Source organism: Pseudomonas marginalis (assembly GCF_900105325.1).
GTDB classification, from domain to species: Bacteria; Pseudomonadota; Gammaproteobacteria; order Pseudomonadales; family Pseudomonadaceae; genus Aquipseudomonas; species Aquipseudomonas marginalis.
In genome coordinates, this window is record NZ_FNSU01000001.1 from 447,144 (window position 1) to 467,933 (window position 20,790).

The 20,790-nt window shown below is 60.7% G+C and carries 17 protein-coding genes; 5 read left to right on the forward strand and 12 right to left on the reverse strand.

What is annotated here, in order from left to right:
• Positions 1-20: 20 nt before the first annotated feature.
• The 12 genes from BLW22_RS02230 to yaaA all read right to left on the reverse strand — a co-directional run bounded on the left by BLW22_RS02230 (position 21) and on the right by yaaA (position 16,443).
• Positions 21-674, reverse strand: coding sequence for an alginate O-acetyltransferase AlgF (locus BLW22_RS02230; protein ID WP_065924236.1), 654 nt, complete (start codon positions 672-674; stop codon positions 21-23).
• Positions 675-690: 16 nt separating this feature from the next.
• The gene (locus tag BLW22_RS02235; RefSeq protein WP_074843953.1) at positions 691-1,875 is read right to left on the reverse strand and encodes an alginate O-acetyltransferase; all 1,185 of its coding nucleotides are present in this window, start codon (positions 1,873-1,875) and stop codon (positions 691-693) included.
• Between the two features lie 11 nt (positions 1,876-1,886).
• Positions 1,887-3,419, reverse strand: coding sequence for an MBOAT family O-acyltransferase (locus tag BLW22_RS02240; RefSeq protein WP_074843955.1), 1,533 nt, complete (start codon positions 3,417-3,419; stop codon positions 1,887-1,889).
• A gap of 234 nt (positions 3,420-3,653) precedes the next feature.
• A complete protein-coding gene (locus tag BLW22_RS02245; RefSeq protein WP_143045088.1) occupies positions 3,654-4,763 on the reverse strand; it encodes a mannuronate-specific alginate lyase in 1,110 nt (369 codons plus the stop codon).
• 24 nt (positions 4,764-4,787) lie between these two features.
• Entirely contained in the window at positions 4,788-6,233 is a 1,446-nt protein-coding gene (locus BLW22_RS02250) for an alginate O-acetyltransferase (RefSeq protein WP_074845124.1), read from the reverse strand.
• 11 nt (positions 6,234-6,244) lie between these two features.
• The gene (gene algG, locus BLW22_RS02255) at positions 6,245-7,813 is read right to left on the reverse strand and encodes a mannuronan 5-epimerase AlgG (RefSeq protein WP_065924232.1); all 1,569 of its coding nucleotides are present in this window, start codon (positions 7,811-7,813) and stop codon (positions 6,245-6,247) included.
• Entirely contained in the window at positions 7,813-9,300 is a 1,488-nt protein-coding gene (locus tag BLW22_RS02260) for an alginate export family protein (protein WP_074843959.1), read from the reverse strand. Before BLW22_RS02260 ends, algG begins: the two co-directional genes overlap by 1 nt.
• Positions 9,297-10,688, reverse strand: a complete 1,392-nt coding sequence (gene algK / locus BLW22_RS02265; protein WP_074843961.1) for an alginate biosynthesis TPR repeat lipoprotein AlgK — start codon at positions 10,686-10,688, stop codon at positions 9,297-9,299. Before algK ends, BLW22_RS02260 begins: the two co-directional genes overlap by 4 nt.
• A 2-nt stretch (positions 10,689-10,690) precedes the next feature.
• Positions 10,691-11,857: an alginate biosynthesis protein Alg44 gene (locus BLW22_RS02270; protein WP_065924230.1), complete on the reverse strand. Its 1,167-nt coding sequence runs from the start codon at positions 11,855-11,857 to the stop codon at positions 10,691-10,693.
• Between the two features lie 36 nt (positions 11,858-11,893).
• Complete coding sequence (gene alg8, locus BLW22_RS02280; RefSeq protein WP_162494264.1) at positions 11,894-13,375, reverse strand: mannuronan synthase; 1,482 nt, start codon at positions 13,373-13,375, stop codon at positions 11,894-11,896.
• Positions 13,376-13,458: 83 nt separating this feature from the next.
• Positions 13,459-14,775 (reverse strand): nucleotide sugar dehydrogenase, encoded by a 1,317-nt coding sequence (locus tag BLW22_RS02285; protein WP_065924229.1) that lies wholly within the window; start codon positions 14,773-14,775, stop codon positions 13,459-13,461.
• An 888-nt stretch (positions 14,776-15,663) separates the two neighbouring features.
• Positions 15,664-16,443 (reverse strand): peroxide stress protein YaaA, encoded by a 780-nt coding sequence (gene yaaA / locus BLW22_RS02290; protein ID WP_065924228.1) that lies wholly within the window; start codon positions 16,441-16,443, stop codon positions 15,664-15,666.
• A 120-nt stretch (positions 16,444-16,563) separates the two neighbouring features.
• Here yaaA and BLW22_RS02295 point away from each other — a divergent pair, with 120 nt between their 5' ends.
• The 5 genes from BLW22_RS02295 to moaE all read left to right on the forward strand — a co-directional run bounded on the left by BLW22_RS02295 (position 16,564) and on the right by moaE (position 20,683).
• Positions 16,564-17,688 carry a polysaccharide deacetylase family protein gene (locus BLW22_RS02295; RefSeq protein WP_074843965.1) on the forward strand — a complete coding sequence of 375 codons (1,125 nt, stop codon included), beginning with the start codon at positions 16,564-16,566 and terminating at the stop codon, positions 17,686-17,688.
• Between the two features lie 347 nt (positions 17,689-18,035).
• Positions 18,036-19,430, forward strand: coding sequence for a PhoH family protein (locus BLW22_RS02300; RefSeq protein ID WP_005785025.1), 1,395 nt, complete (start codon positions 18,036-18,038; stop codon positions 19,428-19,430).
• Between the two features lie 88 nt (positions 19,431-19,518).
• Entirely contained in the window at positions 19,519-19,992 is a 474-nt protein-coding gene (gene moaC / locus BLW22_RS02305) for a cyclic pyranopterin monophosphate synthase MoaC (RefSeq protein ID WP_027604721.1), read from the forward strand.
• Entirely contained in the window at positions 19,989-20,231 is a 243-nt protein-coding gene (gene moaD / locus BLW22_RS02310; protein ID WP_065938595.1) for a molybdopterin converting factor subunit 1, read from the forward strand. Before moaC ends, moaD begins: the two co-directional genes overlap by 4 nt.
• A gap of 2 nt (positions 20,232-20,233) precedes the next feature.
• Positions 20,234-20,683 (forward strand): molybdopterin synthase catalytic subunit MoaE, encoded by a 450-nt coding sequence (gene moaE / locus BLW22_RS02315; RefSeq protein ID WP_065924226.1) that lies wholly within the window; start codon positions 20,234-20,236, stop codon positions 20,681-20,683.
• The last annotated feature ends 107 nt before the right edge of the window (positions 20,684-20,790 follow it).

Genomic DNA, 20,790 nt, shown 5'->3' on the forward strand with positions numbered 1-20,790 from the left:
AGCCGACCCGGAAAATTCATTCAGCGGGTCGACACCGGGCGTTTTACCCAGACTGGCGAAATGCTCGAACCCGAACCGGTCACGTACAGCACCGCTGCTTCACCGCGTTCCAGGGCCACTGGCTTCACGTCGCCGACTTTCTTGTCGCCGTCATACAACGCCAGGCTCACCTTCACCGGGTTGATTTCACGTTCGCCACGGCCTTTGGCAGCCACCGACTTGACCACGTCGGTCTTGCCGTCGGCGGTCTTCAGGGTCAGGGCCTTGTCGCTGAGGTTCTGCACGCGCACCAGGGATTTCTGCTTGTTCTTGAACGGCGGTTCTTCGATCAGCTGTGGCTGGCCGCTGTTGTTGTTGACCAGGGTGTAGTAGTGGTCCGGGGCGAGCTTGACCGGCACGGTCTGGCTGCCGACCTTGGCGCTGTAGTCGCCGCCGGGCATGAAGCTGAAGTCGCTGCTGGCCAGTGGGGCCACGTCGCTGAGGTTGGTGCTGCCGACAGTGGCGCTGACTTCCTGGTTGGAGGCGTTGTAGACACGCACGAAGCTTGAGCCTTTCGGTGCGACTGGGCCGTACAAGGCAGCGTCACCGGCGAAGGCGGACAGGGATACCAAGCTCATACCGGCAGCCAGGGCCAGAGTCTTAGCGAGACGACGCGGAGTAGTAGTGAAAGTCATGTGAGTTACCTCTCTTTCAGTTTTGCGCCCGGTCGGGCGTCTCGGATTTTGGGTTTTTAGCTGGGGTGTTCAGTGCCATGTTTTGTTGGCGCGAACCGGCTTGTTTAAGTTGCGCAACCCACGATGGGTCGGCATCACCGATTTCGTTGTTCACGGGCAGATAACGTTCAGGAAACTCCCAGATCAGCACCTGTGGCGGGCTGTTCTTGAAGTCGTCACTTTTCAGGTAGCTGAGCATCGGCAGGATCGGGCCGTGGCCGTCTTCGGCGTAGCTGACCACGTCGCTGCCCAGGGCTTGCTTGAGGGCGCCGACGAAGTTCCAGTTGGGGTTGGCGCTGTAGCTGGTGCCCACCAGCGCCACCGGGGTTTCGCTGTCGCTGAACAGCGCGTCGTCGCCTTTGGTTTCGGCCAGGTGCGTGACGCGTTTTTCCAGCGGCTCTTTCGGTGGCATCAGGTTTTCGAACAGCGGGTCCAGGGGCAGGAACAGACGCAGGTCGCCTTTATGCGGCTCGGTCTTCTCGGCCTCGGTGACAAAACGCTGCGGCTCGCCGTGGAGCGGGGTCTTGTCGGCGATGGTTTTAGCCAATTGCTTGGCAGCGATTTCGGCGCCGTCCGGGGTCCAGTGGGTGTCGGTGCGCAGGAACACCTGCTTGCCGCCCAGCTTGGCCTGTTGCAGCGGGCCGAGCAGGTCCGGGGCGATGATCTTGTCGGCGGCCACACGGGCGTGGAAGTCCTGGTACAGGTTGGCGTGGATGCTCGCCGGTTTCACTTCACCCAGGTGTTCCGGGTACAGGCGCACCTTGGCCGGCACGATCGCCATCACCAGTTGGATGCCCTGGGCCTTGAGCTTCTGGCGCACGCCTTCGACCAGCGCGTAGTTGCCTTGAAGGTTCTGGTCTTCGTTGACGGCGGGGTTGAACTCCTCGTCGCTGTACAACCAGTGATCGCGGCCCAGCACCACCCCAGGGCGGCCTTCATTGAACAGCTTGTAGTCCAGCGCGGCCCAGAGGTTGGTGCCCAATCGCTTGATCGGGAACTCCTCGTCGTAATGGGTCTCGACGGCCTTGGTCCAGCGACCGTTGAGCACGGTCGCGTCGGCGTTGGTGCGAAAGTCCAGGAAGCTGCGCAGCGACCAGGCGCCCAGGGCCAGCAGCAGCACCAGGAACAGGCCGATATAGAGGACGCGTAATGAACGGGTCATGGTCGGCTCCCTCAGAATTGGAAGTAAAGGAACGGCGAGAAACTCTGCGCCGACAGTTTGAGAATCGACGCCACGAACAGCAGCAGCACTGCAGCGCGCATGGCGTAGCGTGGCCAGTCAGCAGTCCAGTAGGCCGGTTGCACGGCAGCGTCACGGCCAACGGTGAAACCTGGCTCGTGGATGCTGCCCGGGTTGTCGCCCGGCACGGCCTTGATCAGGCTCGGGTCGGCCGGCTTGGTTTTTTCCGCAGGGCGGTTGGTGTAGAAGTCGCGCAGGCCGAAGAACGCCAACGTTGCGTAGGCCACCACCAGGGTTGCCACTTGCAGGCCGGTGAGGTTGGCGCGGTTGAGTTCCGACAGCGACCACTCGCCGAAGCTGAACATCGCACCGTACATACGACCGGCGACGTGCAGGTTTTCGGAGCGGAAGATCACCCAGCCCATCACCACCAGCAGGAACGTGAAGGCCCAGCGTAGGACGTTGAAACTGCGCGGTGCGGTGTTGAGGCCGATGGCTTTTTCAATCGCCAGCCACATGCCGTGCCAGGCACCCCACACGATGTAGGTGATGTTCGCACCGTGCCACAGGCCACCGAGCAGCATGGTCAGGAACAGGTTGCGGTAGGTGGTCAGCGTGCCTTTACGGTTGCCGCCCAAGGTGATGTACAGGTAGTCACGCAGCCAGGTGGACAGGCTGATGTGCCAGCGCCGCCAGAACTCGGTGATCGACTGGCTGATGTACGGCTGCTTGAAGTTTTCCATGAAGCGGAAACCCATCATCAAGCCCAGGCCGATGGCCATGTCGCTGTAGCCCGAGAAGTCGAAGTACAGCTGCGCGGTATAGGCCAGCGCGCCGAGCCAGGCATCGCCGGTGGTGGGGTTTTGCAGGGCGAAGCAATGGTCGGCCACTACCGCCAGGGTGTCGGCGATGAAGACCTTCTTGATGAAGCCCTGCATGAACCGCGTGCAGCCCTCGGAGAATTTGTCGAGGGTGTGGGTGCGATTGTTGAACTGGTCGGCCAGGTCGCGGAAACGCAGGACCGGGCCGGCGATCAGGTGCGGGAAGATCGCCACGAACGCCGCGAAGTCGATGAGATTGCGGGTCGCCGGGGTATCGCCACGGTACACGTCGATGATGTAGCTGATGGACTCGAAGATGTAGAACGAGATCCCGATCGGCAGCAGCACGTGGGTGAGGATAAACGGCTCCAGGCCGGCCGACTTCATCATCACGTTGATGCTGTCGACGCCGAAGTTGGCGTACTTGAAGTAGCCGAGGATGCACAGGTCGACCGCCACGCCCAGCAGCAGCCAGCGTTGGGCCGGCTTGGTGCGCACGCCGGCGGCACCGACCTTGAGGCCGATCCAGTAGTTCCACAGCGTGACGGCGGCGAACAGCGCCAGGAAGTCCACTCGCCACCAGGCGTAGAACACGTAGCTGGCCAACAGCAGCAGCAGGTTGCGATAGCGTTGCCCGCTCAAGTAGTACAAGCCGAGAAAGATCGGCAAGAACAGAAACAGGAACACATTGGACGAGAAAACCATCCCGATCTCTCCATGTTTAACCAACAGTCAAGGGCCAGAGCCCCCCCAAACCCCCCACAACTTCATGGGCGGCGATGCAGCTTTTGTAGTGAGCGGGCTTGCCCCGCGCTGGGTGGCGAAGCCGCCCCAAAACCCTACACCGCGGTATGCCTGGCACACGGCGGCGGATCGATTAGGACTGCTTCGCAGCCCAGCGCGGGGCAAGCCCGCTCACTACAGGTAATCCATTCAGCCTTAGCTACCTTTGTTGCCTTTTTCATGCGTCGGGTCGTAGACCTTGGTCAGGTCACCCCCGAGGCGGAAGGTCTTGAACGGTTGCATCCCGTGCTTGCGCTCGATCACATCCGGTGCGCAGGTGTAGAGGGTGCAGAACGGTTCGAGCCAGGCATACTTCATGTCCTTCTTGAGGTCCTTCATGTCCTGCTCCTTGCCGTTCTTCTGTTCGAAGATCTCCGGGTCCTTGACCCCGGCCAGCACTTTGTCGCCCAGGCGCTTGAGTGCGCTGTTGTTTTCCTGGCGCAGGTCAACACCGTTGACCAGGGCAAAACTGGCGATCATCGCCAGCGGCGGCAGGGCGTAGTTGTGGTACGACAAGGCGCGTTGCTGACGCTTCAATTCGTTGGGCAAGAAGCCTTGGTCGTCGACCTGGTTCACGCCGACCTTGTATTCCTTCACGGCCCAGTCAAACAGGTCGCGACGGTTGGTGGCGATGGAGGTTGCCATCACCGACCAGGCGGCCCAGTAGGAGTGGTTGTTGGTTTTTTCCAGCGGCAGGTTGTCCCAGTCGCTCACCACCTGATCGGCCAGTTTGTTGAACCAGGCTTCGATCAGTTGCGATTCCTGCGGGTGGTTGGCCAACGGGTGCGAGTCGGAGAACTTCAGGCGTACATAGGCCGACGCCATGCTGCCCAAGGCCCATTTGCGCATGGACTTGCCGGTGTGGTTGAAGTCCTTGGACATCAACGCATCGGCCTTGGCCCACGACACCAGCCAGTTCAGGGTGCATTCGAGCTGCTCCGGGCGACCGTCGCGCATGAATTGCATCACGCGCTTGCTGGTGTCTTTTTCCAGCTTGGTGATGTCGGCGGTGCTGTCGCGAAAGGCTTTTTCCGACTGCACGTTCAGGGTCGAACGGGCTTTGTCGGAACCTTCGTACTTGCTGCGAAATTGCAGAGGCCCGGTGTAGGGCGTCGGCATGGTGTCGCAGTTTTCCTTGAAGTCGCCGGTCTTGAACGCTTCAATCGGTGCGAAGTAGCCCTGGGGCGGACGCAGCGGGGCGGCGGCGTTGGCTGCACCGGCGAAGATCGCCAGGCCCAGCAACGATGGAATCCATAACTTCTGCATAAGTAACCTCATTGCACGCTTATTTCACGGCGTCGAGGCGGTCTGTTGACCGCCCGCTGGGAATACGTTGCGTGTGCAAATTTTCGCTTCGACCTTCTGCGCGGCAGCGCCCGCTTCGGGGCCCTGCACTTCCACGGCCAGCAAGTTCTGCGAGGCCCAGTCTTCATCGGTGCGCAGTTCAAAGGCGAAACGCCCGTCTGTATCGGATGTTTCGGGTTTCTCGATCTTGATGTCCTCGTGGCGCCCGTTCATGTACCAGAGGGTGGCTTGCAAGGTTTTCACCGAGGGGTCGGCGAAGCGGATATCAACCTGATGGTTGGCGTTGCGCAGGTCTTTATTCGAACTGTTAACCATCAATTCGTTCTTGCCGGGTTTCAATGTTGTGCTCGCACTCATCTGCGCGGTCTTGCCTTCGCAACCGTTGTCGAGCAGCGCCATCATCTGGCGGTAGATGGTCTCCTGGTCCAGGCGATAGAGCGGCGAGAATTCCCAGATAAGGATTTTCGGCGGGCTCTTCTGGAATTCGTCGCTGCCCAGGTACTGGATCATCGAGCCTTCCAGGCCACCGCCGGGGAAGGCGACGTTGAGGATGTCGGCGCCGATTTCTTCTTCCAGGAACCCGGCAAAGTTGTAGTTCTTGCCACTGTGGCTGGTGCCCACCAGGGTGATCTGCGGGTTGCCCGAATCGCCGAACAGGTCGCCGTCGCCGGCTTCGCCTTTCGGCTCGGTGGTGAACTGGTCCATGTACTGGATCGCGTAGCTGGTGCCGCACAATTGCCCGGCCATGTTGTGCAGGGTGCCGGTCTTGCCCATGCGCCCGGAGCGCTTGGTCTCGAATTCGCGCTTGGGAATATCGGCAAACTCAGGCATTGCACGCACCTTGGCGCCGACGATTTTCGCCGTGCGCTGGGCGCCGTACGGGGTCCAGTGCTGGTCACCGCGGAAGTAGAAGTCGTGGGCCGGCAGTTCGTCCGGCAGTTGCTCATTGGTCAACGGTGACAGGTCCGGCACCACGTAGCCCATCTTGGCGAAACGGCCGAGCATGGTCTTGTAGTTGCCCAGGGCCTTGTCGAAATCGAACGAGGCTTTTTCCGCGGGGTTGAGCTTGTTGCGGTTCACCAGGCCACGGGTCGGCTGGTAGACCACCACCAGTTCCACGCCCTTGGCCTTGAACGCGTCGTGCAGTTGTTGCATGCGCTTGTAGCCGGCCGGGCTGGTGTCGAATTCGGTGCGCAGGTCTTCCTGGGTACGGAACAGCCAGTCGCCCTGGGCTTGCACCAGGGTGGTGAAGTTCTGCTGGTAGCGCGTGGTGTAGTTTTTCGCGTCATGGGCGGCCGGGCACAGGCTGCAGCAGGGCTCGGCGGTGAAGGTCGGGGCCTTGATTTCGTCGGCGCGCACGCCCTGGCTGGCCGCGAGCAGGCCGAGGGTCAGACCCGAGAGGCTCAGCAGTTTGATCATGTGTGGGTGCATAAGGGTCATCCTCAGTCCTGCATTTCGGTCTGGCGTTCGACAGGGTCGATCAGCACGGCTTTCTGCTGGCGCACCAGCAGGTCGAGAATTTCTTCCTGACGATCGCCCAGCACGCCGGAGAAACTGATGCCGCTGGATTTGGTCGGCGCCAGCATCGATACGCGGTACAGCTCGATACTCAGTGGCGAGTCGATGGACAGCGGCCCGCTGCCGTTACCCGCCAGTTCACCGCCGACCACGATCAGCGAGACCTTGGCGTCGAACGGGTCGAGGGCGATGTCGCGGTCGGTGTCGGTCAAATCCTTGATGTGGCCGTACACGCCGGTCAGGCCGTTGGCCATCGAGGTGTTTTCGTACAGCTTGATGTTCACGCTGTTACGCACGCGGATGCCGTGGCGACGGTTGCTGATCACTTTGTTGCCCCACAGCAGGTTGTCGCCGCTCTCATAGAGGGTGATGCCGTCGGTGTGGTTGCGGTAGATCTCGTTGTCGGCGATCAGGTTGTTCACGCTGTTACGGTCGATCACCAGGCCCGAAAGCTTGTTGTCGTAGCTGCGGTTGTTGAAGATGAAGCTGTCGTTCACCTCACGGGAAATGATGATGCCGTGCTTCTTCTTGGTGCCGTAGACGGTGTTGTCCGCGATGATCAGGCCGTGGGAACGGTCATGGGGGTCAATGCCGTAGACGATGTTGTCTTTGTAGGTATTGCCCTTGATCACGAAGCCCGTGGTCTCGTAGCAGTAGAAGCCGTACCACATGTCCGAGAACTCGGAATCGATGATCCAGCCGGTCGGCTCAGGGCGCTTGAGCACCTTGGCCATGTTCGGCGTGTACTGGGAAATACTCACCCCATACGACTTACTGTTGGCATAGCCGAAACTGGCCATCTTGGTCTTGGAAACGTAGGTCTCGGTGCCGCCCCAGGCCAGCAGGAACGGGCGGAACTCCTTGGGCGACTTGAACAGCGCCGGGCCATTGGCTTTTTCGTCCCAACCGGTGATCCTGGTGTCACGCACAAACAACTGGCCGTCGTTGATCAGGAACGAACCGGCCTGCTGGGACAGGCGCAGCTCCTGGGTGTTTTTATCGATGTCCAGGATGCCCTTGCGGCCGACCACGATCGGCAACTTGGCCAGGAACACGCCCGGCGAGGTTTCGCTGAAGTACTGCTTGGGCACTTTGCCGAGCAGGTCCTTGAGGTTCATGTAACCGTCGTCGACAAAGATCGCCTGGGGAATACCGTGCTGGCGCACCACCCATTCGGCCATCTTGTTGTCGCCGCCGATAAAGTCCTTGAGGGCGTCTTCCTGCATCATGCGGCGGATGCTGATCTTGCCGGGCCTGGTGCGTACGATCTTCTTTTCCATCGCTGCGGCGGTATAACCCGACAGATCAGGCAGGGCCGGCTTGGCCATTTCCAGCGGCGCGGTCGGGGGGCTGGAAATGGTGTAGGTCTTGGCCTGTTGCAGTTCCTTGGCGATGGTCGGCGCCTTGGCCGCCGTATCGGCAAACGCTGTGGCGCTGGCCATCAGCATTGCCGCGACGAGTAGGCTTTGAGCATTCATTGCGCAGGCTCCCATCAGAATTTCCAGATCACGTCGACAAACGCGCGATGCATGTACGAGTCGACCTGGCTGCCATAGGCATCACCTGGCTTGAACACACCGGCACGGAACCGCACCAGGGCTGATGGCTCGTCAACCGACTGGCTGAGCGCGGCCGGCAGCAGGCCGGTCTTGAAGTACTTGGTGACTACAAGGTCCATCTCCTGGCCCAGGTCTTTCTTGCCGTCTTCAAGGGGCAGGGAAGTGCTGGACAGGATCGCGCCGGTCACGTCATCGGTGTTGTTCTGGACGGCGTCGATGCCATTGCTGCCCACCGGCTTGTTGCCGTCGACGCGCCAGAACTTGTGGTACACCAGGCTGGCGTCGTAGTCCTCGCGCAGCTGCCAGGAACCGAACAGGCTCATGGACTGCATGTTGTTCATCTCGCCACGAAACGCTTCGCCGAAACGGTGCACGCGGGACTGGGTGCCGGTGAAGTTCGAACGGTTGCTTTGCAGGCCGTTCTGCTCGTACTCGGCACTGGCGCGGGCATAGGCCGCACCCACTTGCCATTGCGGGTCCAGACGCAGGCGGATACCCAGGTCGGTCGCCCAGCCACTCACGTCATCGCTGCGCTTGGCCTCTGTCGGGCGGGTGCCGTCGGCGTTCAAGGCATTGACCGAGTCGCGGTCGCCTTTCATGCCGGTGATGCTGGCCCAGTAGTTGACGGTGTTGGTGTTGCGCCAGTTGTAGGCGTCGCTGTTGGCTTCGATGCCGAGCCAGGTCAGGTCGCCGTTCTCGCGCTTGTCCAGGGAGTCGGTGGCGACGCCCGGTTCCGGGTAGTCGAGCTTGCCGTTGTCATGGGTGTGGTGGCCACGCAGGCCGATCCACTGGCCCGGCGTCCACTGGTAGGACGCGTCGGCGTAGAGGTGCTGACGGTCCTTATCCTTGGGCGACAGTTCCTTGAGGTCGGTACGGTATTCGCTGAAACGTTCGGCGGCGCCGACGTTGGCCTTGAGCAGGGTGGTGTCGAAGGTCCAGTTCAGCGCTTCGATGTTGGTGTCGCGCCATTGGCCGTCGTCATTGCGCAGGCGTTGGCGACCGAGCTTGAGGATCTCGCCGGGGTAGGGCGTGAAGCCGCTGTAGCCGACCCAGAACTCGCGCATGGCCAGGTAGTTTTTCTTGGTCTTGCGGTCGTTGTTGGTGGTTTGCTGGTTTTCGTCATCCGCCGACTGTTGCAGGGTGTCGGTCTCGATGATGTCGCTCGAAGCCACCGCCTGGCCCATGGCGTAGGCGCTCCAGTTGCCGCTTTCGCCGTAGATCCACGGGCGCAGGTCGAGGCCGATGCCGTTGACGTCGCCGCCTTTCTGGGTGCCGAGGTCGCGGTCATCTTCGGACTGGCCGGTGACTTTGACTTCCAGGCCGAAATTCTTGGCTTCGGTCAGCGCGGCCAGGGTCGGGCACGACCACAGCAGGGCGAAGGTCAGGCCGATGCCGGCCTGCACGAATGGATTGAGCTTCATAGGGATTCCTCGCCGTCTTCTTCTTCCAGGGCGTGCAGTTGCAGCGTGCTCTGGGTCAGGGTGCCGCGGGCGGCCAGTTCCTGTTGCACCAGGCGTTGGCCTTGGGCGCGTTGTTCCGGTGTGAGCGGGGCTTCGAGCTGCGTGGCCAGGTCATTGGCCTCTGGCGTGCCCTGGGCTTTGGCCAATTGGCTGAAGACATAGGCATTCAATGGGTCGGGCTTGGTGCCCTTGCCTTGGGAAAACAATTGGGCGATGGCGAAGTCGGCGCTGTTCTGGCCGTTGCGCGCAGCGGTCAGCAGGTGGTCCAGGGCTTTTTGCGAATAGACCTGGCCCAGGTAACCACGGCGGTAGATCTGACCGAGGTAGTAGTCGGCAGCCACTTCGCGGCCCACGGCTTTCTGGAAGTGCGCTTCAGCCGCCTTGGCGTCCGCCGGCACCCACTTGCCTTCGTAGTAGAGCTTGCCCAGCAACAGCTCGGCGCGCGGCTGGTCGGCGGCGCGGCCGTTGTCCAGGTATTTCATCATCTGGTCGACGTCGCCCAGTTCGGGGAAGTCGTAGAGCAGTTGCGCCAGGCTGACCCAGGAAGCCGGGTAGCCGGGGGCGATTTTTTCCAGCAGGGCCTGGGCGGTTTTCTCGTCGGTCTTGCCCAGCGTGGCGTCGCCCAATACGCGGGCGACGCTGTCGACGCGTTGTGCGGTGACGGTGCCGCGGCTGTAGCCGGCTTCCATCTGCTTGAGCAGTTCGGCCTGTTTTTCCGGCTGGGCTTTTTTCTGGTAGACCGTGGCCAGCTCGACATAGCAGATATCGGTGGTGTTCAGCGCGGCCTTGCAGATGCGCTCCACATCATCCAGATGCTGGTCGTAGGTGTCCTGGGTGCGATACAGCAGGACCTGGGCCAGGCCGGCTTCCGGGTAACCGGCGGCCTGCCACTTGCTGATCTGCTGCTGGGCATTCACGTTGGGGAAGCTGTGGGGGTATTGCAGGTACAGCATCGCCAGCGGGATCAGGGTGTTGCCTTCGCCATTGGCAAAGGCTTTTTTCAACAGGCCTTCGGCTTCATGGTGTTCGGCTTCGGTGGAGCCTGGCTTGGCCACCAGCAGGCGACCGAGGCGGGCCTGGGCGCGCGGCGAGGTATCCGCCGCGGCACGGTAAGTGGCCTCGGCCTGTTTGATTTGCGCCGGATCGCGGGTGCCTACCTGGATATCGGCCAGGCCCACCTGGGCCTCGCTGTAACCCAGTTCTGCCAGTTGCTGGTAATTCTGCTGCGCGGTGACGGTGTCGCCACGCTTGAGCGCTTCATTGGCCAGGCGTTGGTCGGGCAGGCCGGCGCAACCGGCGAGGGCGATGGCCAGCGCCAGGGGCACCGGCAGGGTTCGAAGGGCGCTCATGATTAAAGACCTGCAGCCATGGCTTTATCGATCAGCCAGTTCAGGGATGGGCCACGGTCGCTGGTCACTTCCACCGGGCGGCCGGCGTAGGCGCTGTCCAGCGGGGCGTCAGGCTTGATCTGGACGCGGATGTCGGAGGACAGGTCGGCGCTGTTCAGGCTGGTGCTGCTGACGATGGTGCCGGTGCGGGTCTGTTCTTCGTCGGCCACCTGGAAGCTCACCGGGGTGCCTGGGCGCACGTCACCGAACTGGCGGTAGGTAAAGCGAGCTTCGACGTTAGCCTGGCTGCCGCGTGGCACCAGTTGGAAGATCACGTCGCCTTTGCTGGCGTACTGGCCGTCGGCGACCAGTTGCTGGGCGACCACGCAATCGCACGGCGAGGTGAGGGTGCCGGTCATTTGCTTGCCGAACAGCTCTTCGACCTTGGCCGGCTGCAGCTGGTCTTCGTCCAGGTGGCCTTTGAGCACATCCAGCATGCTGGTGCTGAAGGTCGCCAGTGGTGCACCTTTGGCCGCCACCGCGTCACCTTTGAGCAGGCTTTGCACGGTGCCGTCGCGCGGCATGGTCACGTTCATGCCGGGCACGCTGACCAGGCCGGCCTGGGCGTGGCTGACGAAGTACATGCCGTACACCGATTTGAACACGAAGCCGAAGGCTGCCAGGCCGACGAGGAAGATCGCCAGGCTGAACGTCACGGCGCGCAGGCGACCGAAGGCGCTCATGTTGCTGCCGCTGTCCTTGACCTTGCGCGCCTTGGTGAAGTTGTCGCGTTGCAGGGTTGCCAGCACGTCACCCATGGTCACGATGTCGCCCGACAGGTGCGAGGTGATCAGGTGGCGCAGGGTGGAAATATCCTGGGCGTCGAGGTTCTGGAACTGGCAACCGGTGCGGCCGCTCTGGCGGTCGTAGGAGCGGATCTGCAGCTCCACATCCATAGCCAGGCCGAGGTTATCGATGACGAATTGCAGGCGACCCTTGTGCACTTCACCCACGGTCAACGGCTGGGTGGCGGTGAACGCCAGGCCGCCGGCCGAGAGGTCGATCACCCGTGCTTCGGTTTGGGTGCGGTCGGTGTTGAAGAAGCGCAGCTTGGCCGGGATTTTGACCCGGGCATGTTGGCGCTGTGCTTCGGATTCGTGGACAACGTTGGCGTTTACTTGGCTGTTCATGACGGTGTAATTCCTTGGTTAATTCAGGCTTGGCTGTCAGACCATCATCAGCAACACGGCAACGAAGATGCTGCCGGCGGAGAAGGTCATGGTCCGAGACGACCAGGTGTTGAACCAACGTTGAAAGCTGGCCAAATCGCGGGTCAGTTTGGTGTCCTGGCGGGTCCAGGACTGTTGATCAAGGCGGAAGAACACGTAGATCTTCACCAACGCGCCCATGATCTGGTTGTAATAGAGAATCGCCGGGTAAGCCGGGCCGATCTTGTGGCCGGAGCACGACAGCAGCAGGGTCAGGATCAGGCGGGTGATGCCGATCCACAGCAGGTACGCGAGGATGAACGCGCCGCCGTACTTGAAGGTGGCGATGATTGCCACGGTCAGGCCGAGCAGGGAGGTCCACATCGACACGCGCTGGTCGAACAACACGATGCTGGTGAACATGCCCAGCCGACGCACACCCAGGCCCAGGGCTCGGGAGTTCTGGCGCAGGTTGTTGCCGTACCAGCGGAACATCAGCTTGCGGCTGGCTTTGATAAAGCTCTTTTCCGGCGGGTGTTCCACGGTGTGGATCGCGGCGTCCGGCACGTAGAAGGTGTCGTAGCCCAGGCGCATCAGGCTGAACCAGCTGGACTTGTCGTCACCGGTGAGAAACTTGAAGCGGCCCAGGCGCCAGTGCTGCAGCGAGTCGCTTTCCACGTCGGCGATAAAGCCCGGGTCAGTCACGACGTTGGCGCGGAACACCGACATGCGGCCGGTCATGGTCAGCACGCGCTTGGACAGGGCCATGGAGCACATGTTGATGTGGCGCTGGGCGAAGCGCAGTTTGTGCCACTCGCTCATGATGTAGCCGCCGCGCACTTCGCAGAATTCGTTGGTGGTCAGGCCGCCGACGTTGCCGAACAGCTGGAACCACGGCACGGTCTTGCGCACCACGCCTTCGGCGAGCACGGTGTCGCCATCGATCACGGCAACCACCGCGCGGTCGTCCGGCAGGTGGCGGGAGATGGCGCGGAAACCGAAGGCCAGGCCGTCGCGCTTGCCGGTACCGGCGATCCGCACGAAGTCGAGCTTGACGTGGTCCGGCGGGTTCATGCGTTCCCAGAGGCTCTTGACCAGCAGCTCATCGGACATTTCCACCAGCGAGCAGACCACGGTGGTGGGGAAGCCGCATTCGATGGCCTCGCGAATCACCGAGCTGTAGACCTGCGCGGTGGTCAGCGCATCGATACGGAAGCTGGTGACCATCAGGAACACGTGGGACGGGTCGGCAGCCTTGCCCAGCTTGCGCACTTTACGGCGCAGGTGCGGGTAGACCACATACAGGAACAGCATGCCGCGAAAGAAATGCGTAGCACCCATCGAGTAGCGCCAGATACCGACGGCGCCAATCAGGAAAATAAAATTCTTCGACTCGGAGTCGAACGTACTCGCCGGCAACAGCAGGGCGAGACCCATCAGCAGGCTCAGAAAGAACAGCCAGCCGGCGGATTGGAGCAGTACGTGTTTTAACTTGGACATAAGCGTCATCCGAAGGTGAAGAAGGCTTCGAGCTGCAAGCGCTGGGGATTGGTACGCCTGCGGCTCGAAACTTACCGTTGCTGTTACCAGCAAATGCCTTCGGTACGGCCTGTCGTACTGGTGGCCTTGGACATGAAGCCCACCAGGTCGATCACTTGCTTGCCGTGCGGTGCGTTCTGCGCCAGGGCACGGAACTTCTCGTCGCGGTTGCCGAGGATGATCACGTCGGAGTTGTTGATCACATCATCGAAGTCCGAGTTGAGCAGTGACGACACGTGGGGGATCTTGCCTTCGATGTAGTCCTTGTTCGCACCGTGGACACGGGCGTACTCGACGTTGCTGTCGTAGATGCTCAGGTCGTAGCCCTTGCCGATCAGCATTTCCGCCAGCTCGACCAGTGGGCTTTCGCGCAGGTCGTCGGTACCGGCCTTGAAGCTCAGGCCCAGCAGGGCGACTTTGCGTTTGTCGTGGCCGGCGACGATGTCGAAGGCGTTCTGCACCTGGGATTCGTTGCTGCGCATCAGCGAGTTGAGCAGCGGCGCTTCCACGTCCAGGGAGCCGGCGCGGTAGGTCAGGGCGCGCACGTCTTTAGGCAGGCAGGAGCCGCCGAACGCGAAGCCTGGGCGCATGTAGTACTGGGACAGGTTGAGGGTCTTGTCCTGGCAGACCACTTCCATCACTTCGCGACCGTCGACGCCGACCGCCTTGGCGATGTTGCCGATCTCGTTGGCGAAGGTGACCTTGGTGGCGTGCCACACGTTGCAGGTGTACTTGATCATCTCGGCTACGGCGATGTCCTTGCGGATGATCGGTGCGTCGAGTTCTTCGTACAGTGACTGCAGGACATCGCCGGAGGCTTTGTCGAATTCGCCGATGACGGTCATCGGTGGCAGGTCGTAGTCGGCGATGGCGGTGGATTCGCGCAGGAATTCCGGGTTGACCGCAACACCGAAGTCGACGCCGGCTTTCTTGCCGGAGCAGTCTTCGAGGATTGGGATCACCACGTTGGCGACGGTGCCCGGCAACACGGTGCTGCGTACCACGATGGTGTGGCGGGTGGTCTTGTCACGCAGGACAAAACCGATCTCGCGGCATACCGATTCGATGTAGTTGAGTTCCAGGTCGCCGTTCTTCTTGCTCGGCGTACCGACGCAAATCATCGACAGGTCAGTATCACGGATGGCTTCGGCGAAGTTGGTGGTGCCGCGCAGTCGACCGTTTGCGATGCCCTGGCTCAACAGTTCGCCCAGACCCGGCTCGACGATCGGCGATTTGCCGGCGTTGATCAGGTCGATCTTTTCCTTGGAGATGTCTACGCCGACCACTTCGTGGCCACGGGCAGACAGGCAACCGGCACACACTGCGCCAACGTAACCCAAACCAAATATGCTGATGCGCATCGCAATTACCTCTGTATTTAAATCATGCCATTAGATGGCCGGAGTTCATGTTTGCAAACGTCACAAATGCCGCGAAAGTTGGGCGAATAGACGCCGACTTGCCGCGTACAGGCATGTTGAATAACGAGTGACTAACTATTGCACTCAAGTTGTGCGCAACTTGGCCTTGTTATTGGGGCCTGCCCTGAAATGCAGCCAGCCTTCCTGGGAGAAGGGCCTGGCGCCAGTGCCGCAGGGCCTTGATAGAGGCTGTAAGCCTTTAGATATCAATGCCTTGGGTTGTCTCACTGACCCATTAGGGTAAGCACAGCCTTGGCCTTATAGTTCGTGGCAATGGATCCTTATCGCCGCTCTCAACTAATCGGTTGGTAATGTGACCACTGAGTCAAAGTTGAATATGACAACTTCGCTACTTCCGTTGGTCCGCCTTGTAAGTCATCTCCTACAGAAACAGAGAATTTCGTTACCGGTGGTATGAGCGGCGCTTCAGGACGAAGTTCCTGGCCGCTCATCCTGTTTCCCGAAATTTCTTGAAATATAGGTAAAGATGGCACTGGTACTATATTGATAGCACTTGCTATCTGGGCCAGTAGTTACGGGTAGTTGGCGCGAAGGGATAGTTTTGTGCCACTAGTGTTTTAAAAAAGTGGTGCCACTACGAAAAAAAATCGCAAATGTCGAGTGAAAGAAATGTTATGGATGTGTCGGGATATTTTTTGACGTCAAATAAATGACGATTCTTGGCGTGAAGCGCGGATAAAAATGTGGGAGGGGGCTTGCCCCCGATGGCAGTGCATCACTCGATAGATTCGTGACTGAACCACCGCAATCGGGGGCAAGCCCCCTCTCACATTTGGATTTCATTGTCTGAAAGAGGCGGGTACGGCCTTATTCCGGTGCACGATCGCGCAGGAACACCAGATTGTCCGGCTTGGACTGCTCCGCATTGAAGCGGTAACCCTGCACATCGAACTGCTTGAGCCTGGTCGGATCGTTGATGCGCTCTTCGATCACGAAGCGGCTCATCATGCCCCGGGCCTTTTTCGCGTAAAAGCTGATGATCTTGTACTGGCCGTTTTTCAGGTCCTTGAACTCGGTGTTGATGATCCGCGCGTTCAGGGCTGTGCGCTTGACCGCCGAGAAGTACTCGTTGGAGGCCAGGTTGAGCAGTACGTCGTCGCCTTGTTCGGCCAGGGCTTCGTTCAGCCACTCACTGATGCGCGTGCCCCAGAAGGCGTACAGGTCCTTGCCACGGGCGTTGGCGAGTTTGGTACCCATCTCCAGGCGATACGGCATCATCAGGTCCAGGGGGCGCAGCAGGCCGTACAGGCCCGAGAGCATGCGCAGGTGGTCCTGGGCGTAGCTGAAGTCGGCATCGCTGAAGGTCTCGGCGTTGAGGCCGGTGTACACGTCGCCCTTGAACGCCAGCAAGGCCTGCTTGGCATTCTCGGGGGTGAAGGCCGGGTTCCAGCTGCCGAAGCGGGCAGCATTGAGGCCACCGATCTTGTCGGACACGTGCATCAATTCGCTGATCTGCGCCGGGCTCAGTTCGCGCAGTTGCTCGATCAGCGCCTGGGAATGGTCCAGGTACTGTGGCTGGGTAAAGCGCTGGGTCACCGCTGGGGTCTCGAAATCGAGGGTCTTGGCGGGGGAAATCACCATCAGCATGAAGTCGTCTCCTGTAAATCGTGCGGGGATTCTAGGGGCTGGGGCGATTTGACTCCACCTATGATGGCGATAGACGCGATCCGCTATGATGGCCGGTGACTCTGGAGAGGGAGACCCTGTGTGCGAATAGCGCTTTTGTTGTCGGCGTGCCTGCTGTGCCTGAATGCCCAGGCGGCGCCGGTGGATGTAGCCAGCCTGGACCGTGGCACCTGGCCGGAAAAACTCAGCAGCCCGGCGCTGTTCGATGTGGCCTCGCGTGCGGAAATCCTGATGTTCGCCCACAGCCTGCTGGCCAGTGAATCCCAGGATGAAACCGCACTCAAGCAGCGCCTGGGCTTGAAGATCATCAACCTGGCGGCCATCGACGACCTGCGCCGCGAGCTGTGGCAGCGCCTGCTGGAGAACTACACGTTCGCCCAGCAGAGCTGCGAAGTCGACGCCTCGTTCTGCTACCTGGTAGAGAGCATGGACGACCTGCGGGAGCAGGCCGGCAAGCTGGCGATCAGCGAAGACTCTTTCTATATAGGCTGGGCTGCACCCAGCCATGCCTTCCATGAGCGTTATCTGGACGAACTGCTGCGCAAGGCCGCGCTGTTTCCGCAGATCAGCAGCGAAGTCGCGCGCTTTGGCGACCATGAACGCAACGGCGACGAGTTCAACGACCGCCTGTTCCTGCTGACCTTCGACGGCGGTCCGGCACCGGTCAGCGGCAATACCGACTGGCTCGCCGACTACCTGCGCAAGCAGAAGATGAACGCCACCTTCTTTGTCCTCGGCAGCAGCCTGCAAAACCGCGTGGAGCGCAGTTCCGCCGCGCAGGTGGAGGCGTTGTACCAAGGCCAGTGCGTCGGCACCCAGGGCTGGCAATACCGTTCCCACAGCCATTGGGTGGACTGGCAAGGCTCCATCACCCGCAGCGCGCAGTTGGTGCAGAACCTGATGCCGGAAAACTACGTGCCGCTGTTCCGCCCGCCTTACGGACAGCGGCGCGCGGACAGCCAGGGGTTCTTCCAGTCCCAGGGCTTGCAGGTGGCGTTATGGGACATCGATTCCCAGGACGAGCCGGGCAAGCTCAAGGCCGATGAGTCGGCGCAACGGGTGCTGACGTTGATGCTGTTGTGGCGCAAAGGCGTGATTGTGTTTCACGACACCCAGGACAAGGCGCGGGTAGCACTGCCGATGTTGCTGCAGGCAACGGCGCAGAGTGGGCTGGGTTGGCAGGACTGCCGGGAGGCGTTTCGTTAAAAGGATGAAGTGCCCGGCCCTGTTGGGTGCGAGGCATTTTTACGCTGATTTTGTGCGACATTTCGATGCAGGCGGACTTCCGACTTTAACGGTGCATGGGGCACTCGGCTAGTGCTATTCGTCATCCTGAAAAATAAACTTCAAAAAAGCGTCAAAGTACTTTTTCCTGTCATGGGTTTTGCGGTATTACGAAGTCAGATCGCCGAAACCTGCAACACAGGTGGCGTCTTCCAAGACTCCTCATGTGGGCACTGCGCTTGACGTCACTCAGGTGCAGTCGGTGGTCGAATCGAGGCGCAGCACTGTTGTGGTATTGCGTCGACTGGCTCCCACAAAGGTGACCGAGTATGGATGATCATGGACGTAACCCTTCTTCCGACCAGCCAATCCTTTATGTGCTTGATACCAATGTACTGATCCACGATCCAAACGCACTGCTTAACTTCGAAGAACACCACGTCGCCATCCCGATGATCGTGCTTGAGGAGCTCGACAAACTCAAAAGCGGGCACCACAGCGTGGCTGCCGAATGCCGCCAGGCCATCCGCCTGATCGACAAGACCCTGGGCGAAGCGTCACCCGAGGACGTTGAGGTCGGCGTGCCGATCCAGCGCGGCAAAAGCGGGCCCAAGGGCTTGCTGTCGATCCTGATGAGCAAGCGCAGCGAGCCCAACAGCCTGCTGCCCGAAAACCTGAACGACAACAAAATCATCAACCAATTGATCGACCTGCACGCTCGCGACAAGGACCTGCGCGTGGTGCTGGTGACCAAAGACATCAATATGCGCCTCAAGGCACGAGCGTGTGGGATCGCTGCCGAGGACTACAGTACCGACCAACTGGTCGACGACGTGTCGATGCTGTCCCGTGGTTATCACATGATGACCGGCTCGTTCTGGGACCGTGTCAGCAAGGTCGAAACCCGTCAGGACCATGGCCGTACCTGGCACCAGGTACAACTGATCGACAATCTGCCGGCCGTGCATATCAATGAATTCATCGTCGACGAACAGGGCTTCGTGGGCTGGATCAAAGAGATCCAGGTCGACAAGCTGCTGATCCTCGACCTGCATCAGGAACCCCTGTTGCACCAGGAAGCCTGGGGCCTGAAACCGCGTGACATCTACCAGAGCCTGGCGCTGTATGCGCTGCTCGACCCGGACATCCACCTGGTCAACCTGACGGGCGCTGCCGGTTCCGGTAAAACCATCCTTGCCCTGGCTGCCGCCATCGAGCAGACCATGGTGACCAAGCGCTATCGCCGCATCATCGCCACCCGCTCCGTGCAGGGCCTGGACCAGGAAATCGGCTTTTTGCCCGGTACCGAGGCGGAAAAAATGGAGCCGTGGCTGGGGGCGATCACCGACAACCTCGAAGCCTTGCACATGGATGACGAAAACACCCATGGCAGCGTCGACTACATCCTCAGCAAAGTGCCGTTGCAGTTCAAATCCCTCAACTACATCCGAGGTCGCAGCTTCCAGCAGAGCCTGATTTTGATCGATGAATGCCAGAACCTGACCCCGCACCAGATGAAAACCATCATCACCCGTGCCGGCGCCGGTTCCAAAGTGGTGTGCCTGGGCAACCTGGCACAGATCGACACCCCTTACCTGTCCGCGACCAGCTCCGGGCTGACCTACCTGACGGAACGCTTCAAGGACTTCCCGAACGGCGTGCATATCGCGCTGCAAGGGGTTCCTCGCTCGATTCTGGCTGAATACGCAGAGTCGCACCTGTAACCGTTGGAGCGGCGGTGCGTCGCACCGCTGCTCCCACATTTATTGTGTGTTGGGTTTACAATCGCCGCTCCTGATCAGGAGTATCCCTGTGCTGACTCATCTCGATTCCCAAGGTCGCGCCCATATGGTCGACGTCACCGACAAGTCCGTGACGTTCCGGGAGGCGGTGGCCGAAGCGCGGGTGCGCATGCTGCCCGAGACCCTGCAAATGATTGTCGACGGCGCCCATCCCAAGGGCGACGTGTTTGCCGTGGCCCGCATCGCCGGGATCCAGGCGGCGAAAAAAACCAGTGATTTGATCCCCCTGTGTCACCCGCTGATGTTGACCGGTGTCAAGGTCGAACTGAGTGCCGATGGCGCAGACTCGGTGCACATCGTCGCACGCTGCAAGCTGTCCGGGCAGACCGGCGTAGAGATGGAAGCGTTGACGGCGGCCAGCGTCGCGGCGCTGACGATCTACGACATGTGCAAGGCCGTGGATCGCGGCATGACCATCGAAAACATTCGCCTGCTGGAAAAGCTTGGCGGTAAGAGCGGGCATTTCAAGGCGGATGGACAATGAGCATCAACGTACTGTTTTTCGCGCGTTACAGCGAAAAAATAGGCCTGGATTCACTTGAGATGGAAGGCGACTTCGCCACGGTCGATGCCGTGCGCCAGGCGCTGGCCGCTGATCCGGGCTTTGAAGTGCTCAACGAAACCAGCTTGATGTGTGCTCGCAACCAGGAGTTGTGCGCTCTCGACGAGCCGTTGCAGGCCGGTGATGAAGTCGCGTTCTTCCCGCCCGTGACCGGAGGCTGAACATGGCCATTCGTGTACAGGTCGAACCGTTTGACCCCGGTGCCGAGGTCAACGCGATGCACGCGGCGAATGTGGGCGTGGGCGCGGTGGTGAGTTTTGTCGGCTATGTGCGCGACTTCAACGAGGGGCGCGAGGTGTCTGGCATGTTCCTCGAACACTATCCGGGCATGACTGAAAAAGCCTTGGCCAAGATCGCCGTCGAAGCCGAGCAACGCTGGCCGCTGCTCAAGCTCGAAGTGCTGCATCGTATCGGTGCGCTGGAGCCTGGCGAGCCGATAGTGTTCGTGGCCGCCGCCAGTGCCCATCGCCAGGCCGCGTTCGATGCCTGTGCGTTTGTGATGGATTACCTGAAAACCCGTGCGCCGTTCTGGAAGAAGGAAAATACCAGCGAAGGCGCGCGCTGGGTGGAAGGGCGAGACAGCGACCACGCTGCAGCGGATCGCTGGAAATAGCCAGCCGAACACAGAACCAAATGTGGGAGGGGGCTTGCATCCCGATGGCAGGGTGTCAGTCACTTTATCTGTGACTGACCCACTGCTATCGGGAGCAAGCCCCCTCC

Excerpts from the sequence above, each read along its gene's own strand:
- BLW22_RS02245 (WP_143045088.1), bottom strand. The coding sequence starts at position 4,763 with ATGCAGAAGTTATGGATTCCATCGTTGCTGGGCCTGGCGATCTTCGCC.
- BLW22_RS02240 (WP_074843955.1), bottom strand. The coding sequence starts at position 3,419 with ATGGTTTTCTCGTCCAATGTGTTCCTGTTTCTGTTCTTGCCGATCTTT.
- BLW22_RS02230 (WP_065924236.1), bottom strand. The coding sequence starts at position 674 with ATGACTTTCACTACTACTCCGCGTCGTCTCGCTAAGACTCTGGCCCTG.
- moaD (WP_065938595.1), top strand. The coding sequence starts at position 19,989 with ATGAGCATCAACGTACTGTTTTTCGCGCGTTACAGCGAAAAAATAGGC.
- algG (WP_065924232.1), bottom strand. The coding sequence starts at position 7,813 with ATGGGAGCCTGCGCAATGAATGCTCAAAGCCTACTCGTCGCGGCAATG.
- BLW22_RS02300 (WP_005785025.1), top strand. The coding sequence starts at position 18,036 with ATGGATGATCATGGACGTAACCCTTCTTCCGACCAGCCAATCCTTTAT.
- BLW22_RS02250 (WP_074845124.1), bottom strand. The coding sequence starts at position 6,233 with ATGCACCCACACATGATCAAACTGCTGAGCCTCTCGGGTCTGACCCTC.
- BLW22_RS02260 (WP_074843959.1), bottom strand. The coding sequence starts at position 9,300 with ATGAAGCTCAATCCATTCGTGCAGGCCGGCATCGGCCTGACCTTCGCC.
- BLW22_RS02270 (WP_065924230.1), bottom strand. The coding sequence starts at position 11,857 with ATGAACAGCCAAGTAAACGCCAACGTTGTCCACGAATCCGAAGCACAG.
- moaE (WP_065924226.1), top strand. The coding sequence starts at position 20,234 with ATGGCCATTCGTGTACAGGTCGAACCGTTTGACCCCGGTGCCGAGGTC.
- algK (WP_074843961.1), bottom strand. The coding sequence starts at position 10,688 with ATGAGCGCCCTTCGAACCCTGCCGGTGCCCCTGGCGCTGGCCATCGCC.
- BLW22_RS02285 (WP_065924229.1), bottom strand. The coding sequence starts at position 14,775 with ATGCGCATCAGCATATTTGGTTTGGGTTACGTTGGCGCAGTGTGTGCC.
- yaaA (WP_065924228.1), bottom strand. The coding sequence starts at position 16,443 with ATGCTGATGGTGATTTCCCCCGCCAAGACCCTCGATTTCGAGACCCCA.
- BLW22_RS02235 (WP_074843953.1), bottom strand. The coding sequence starts at position 1,875 with ATGACCCGTTCATTACGCGTCCTCTATATCGGCCTGTTCCTGGTGCTG.
- alg8 (WP_162494264.1), bottom strand. The coding sequence starts at position 13,375 with ATGTCCAAGTTAAAACACGTACTGCTCCAATCCGCCGGCTGGCTGTTC.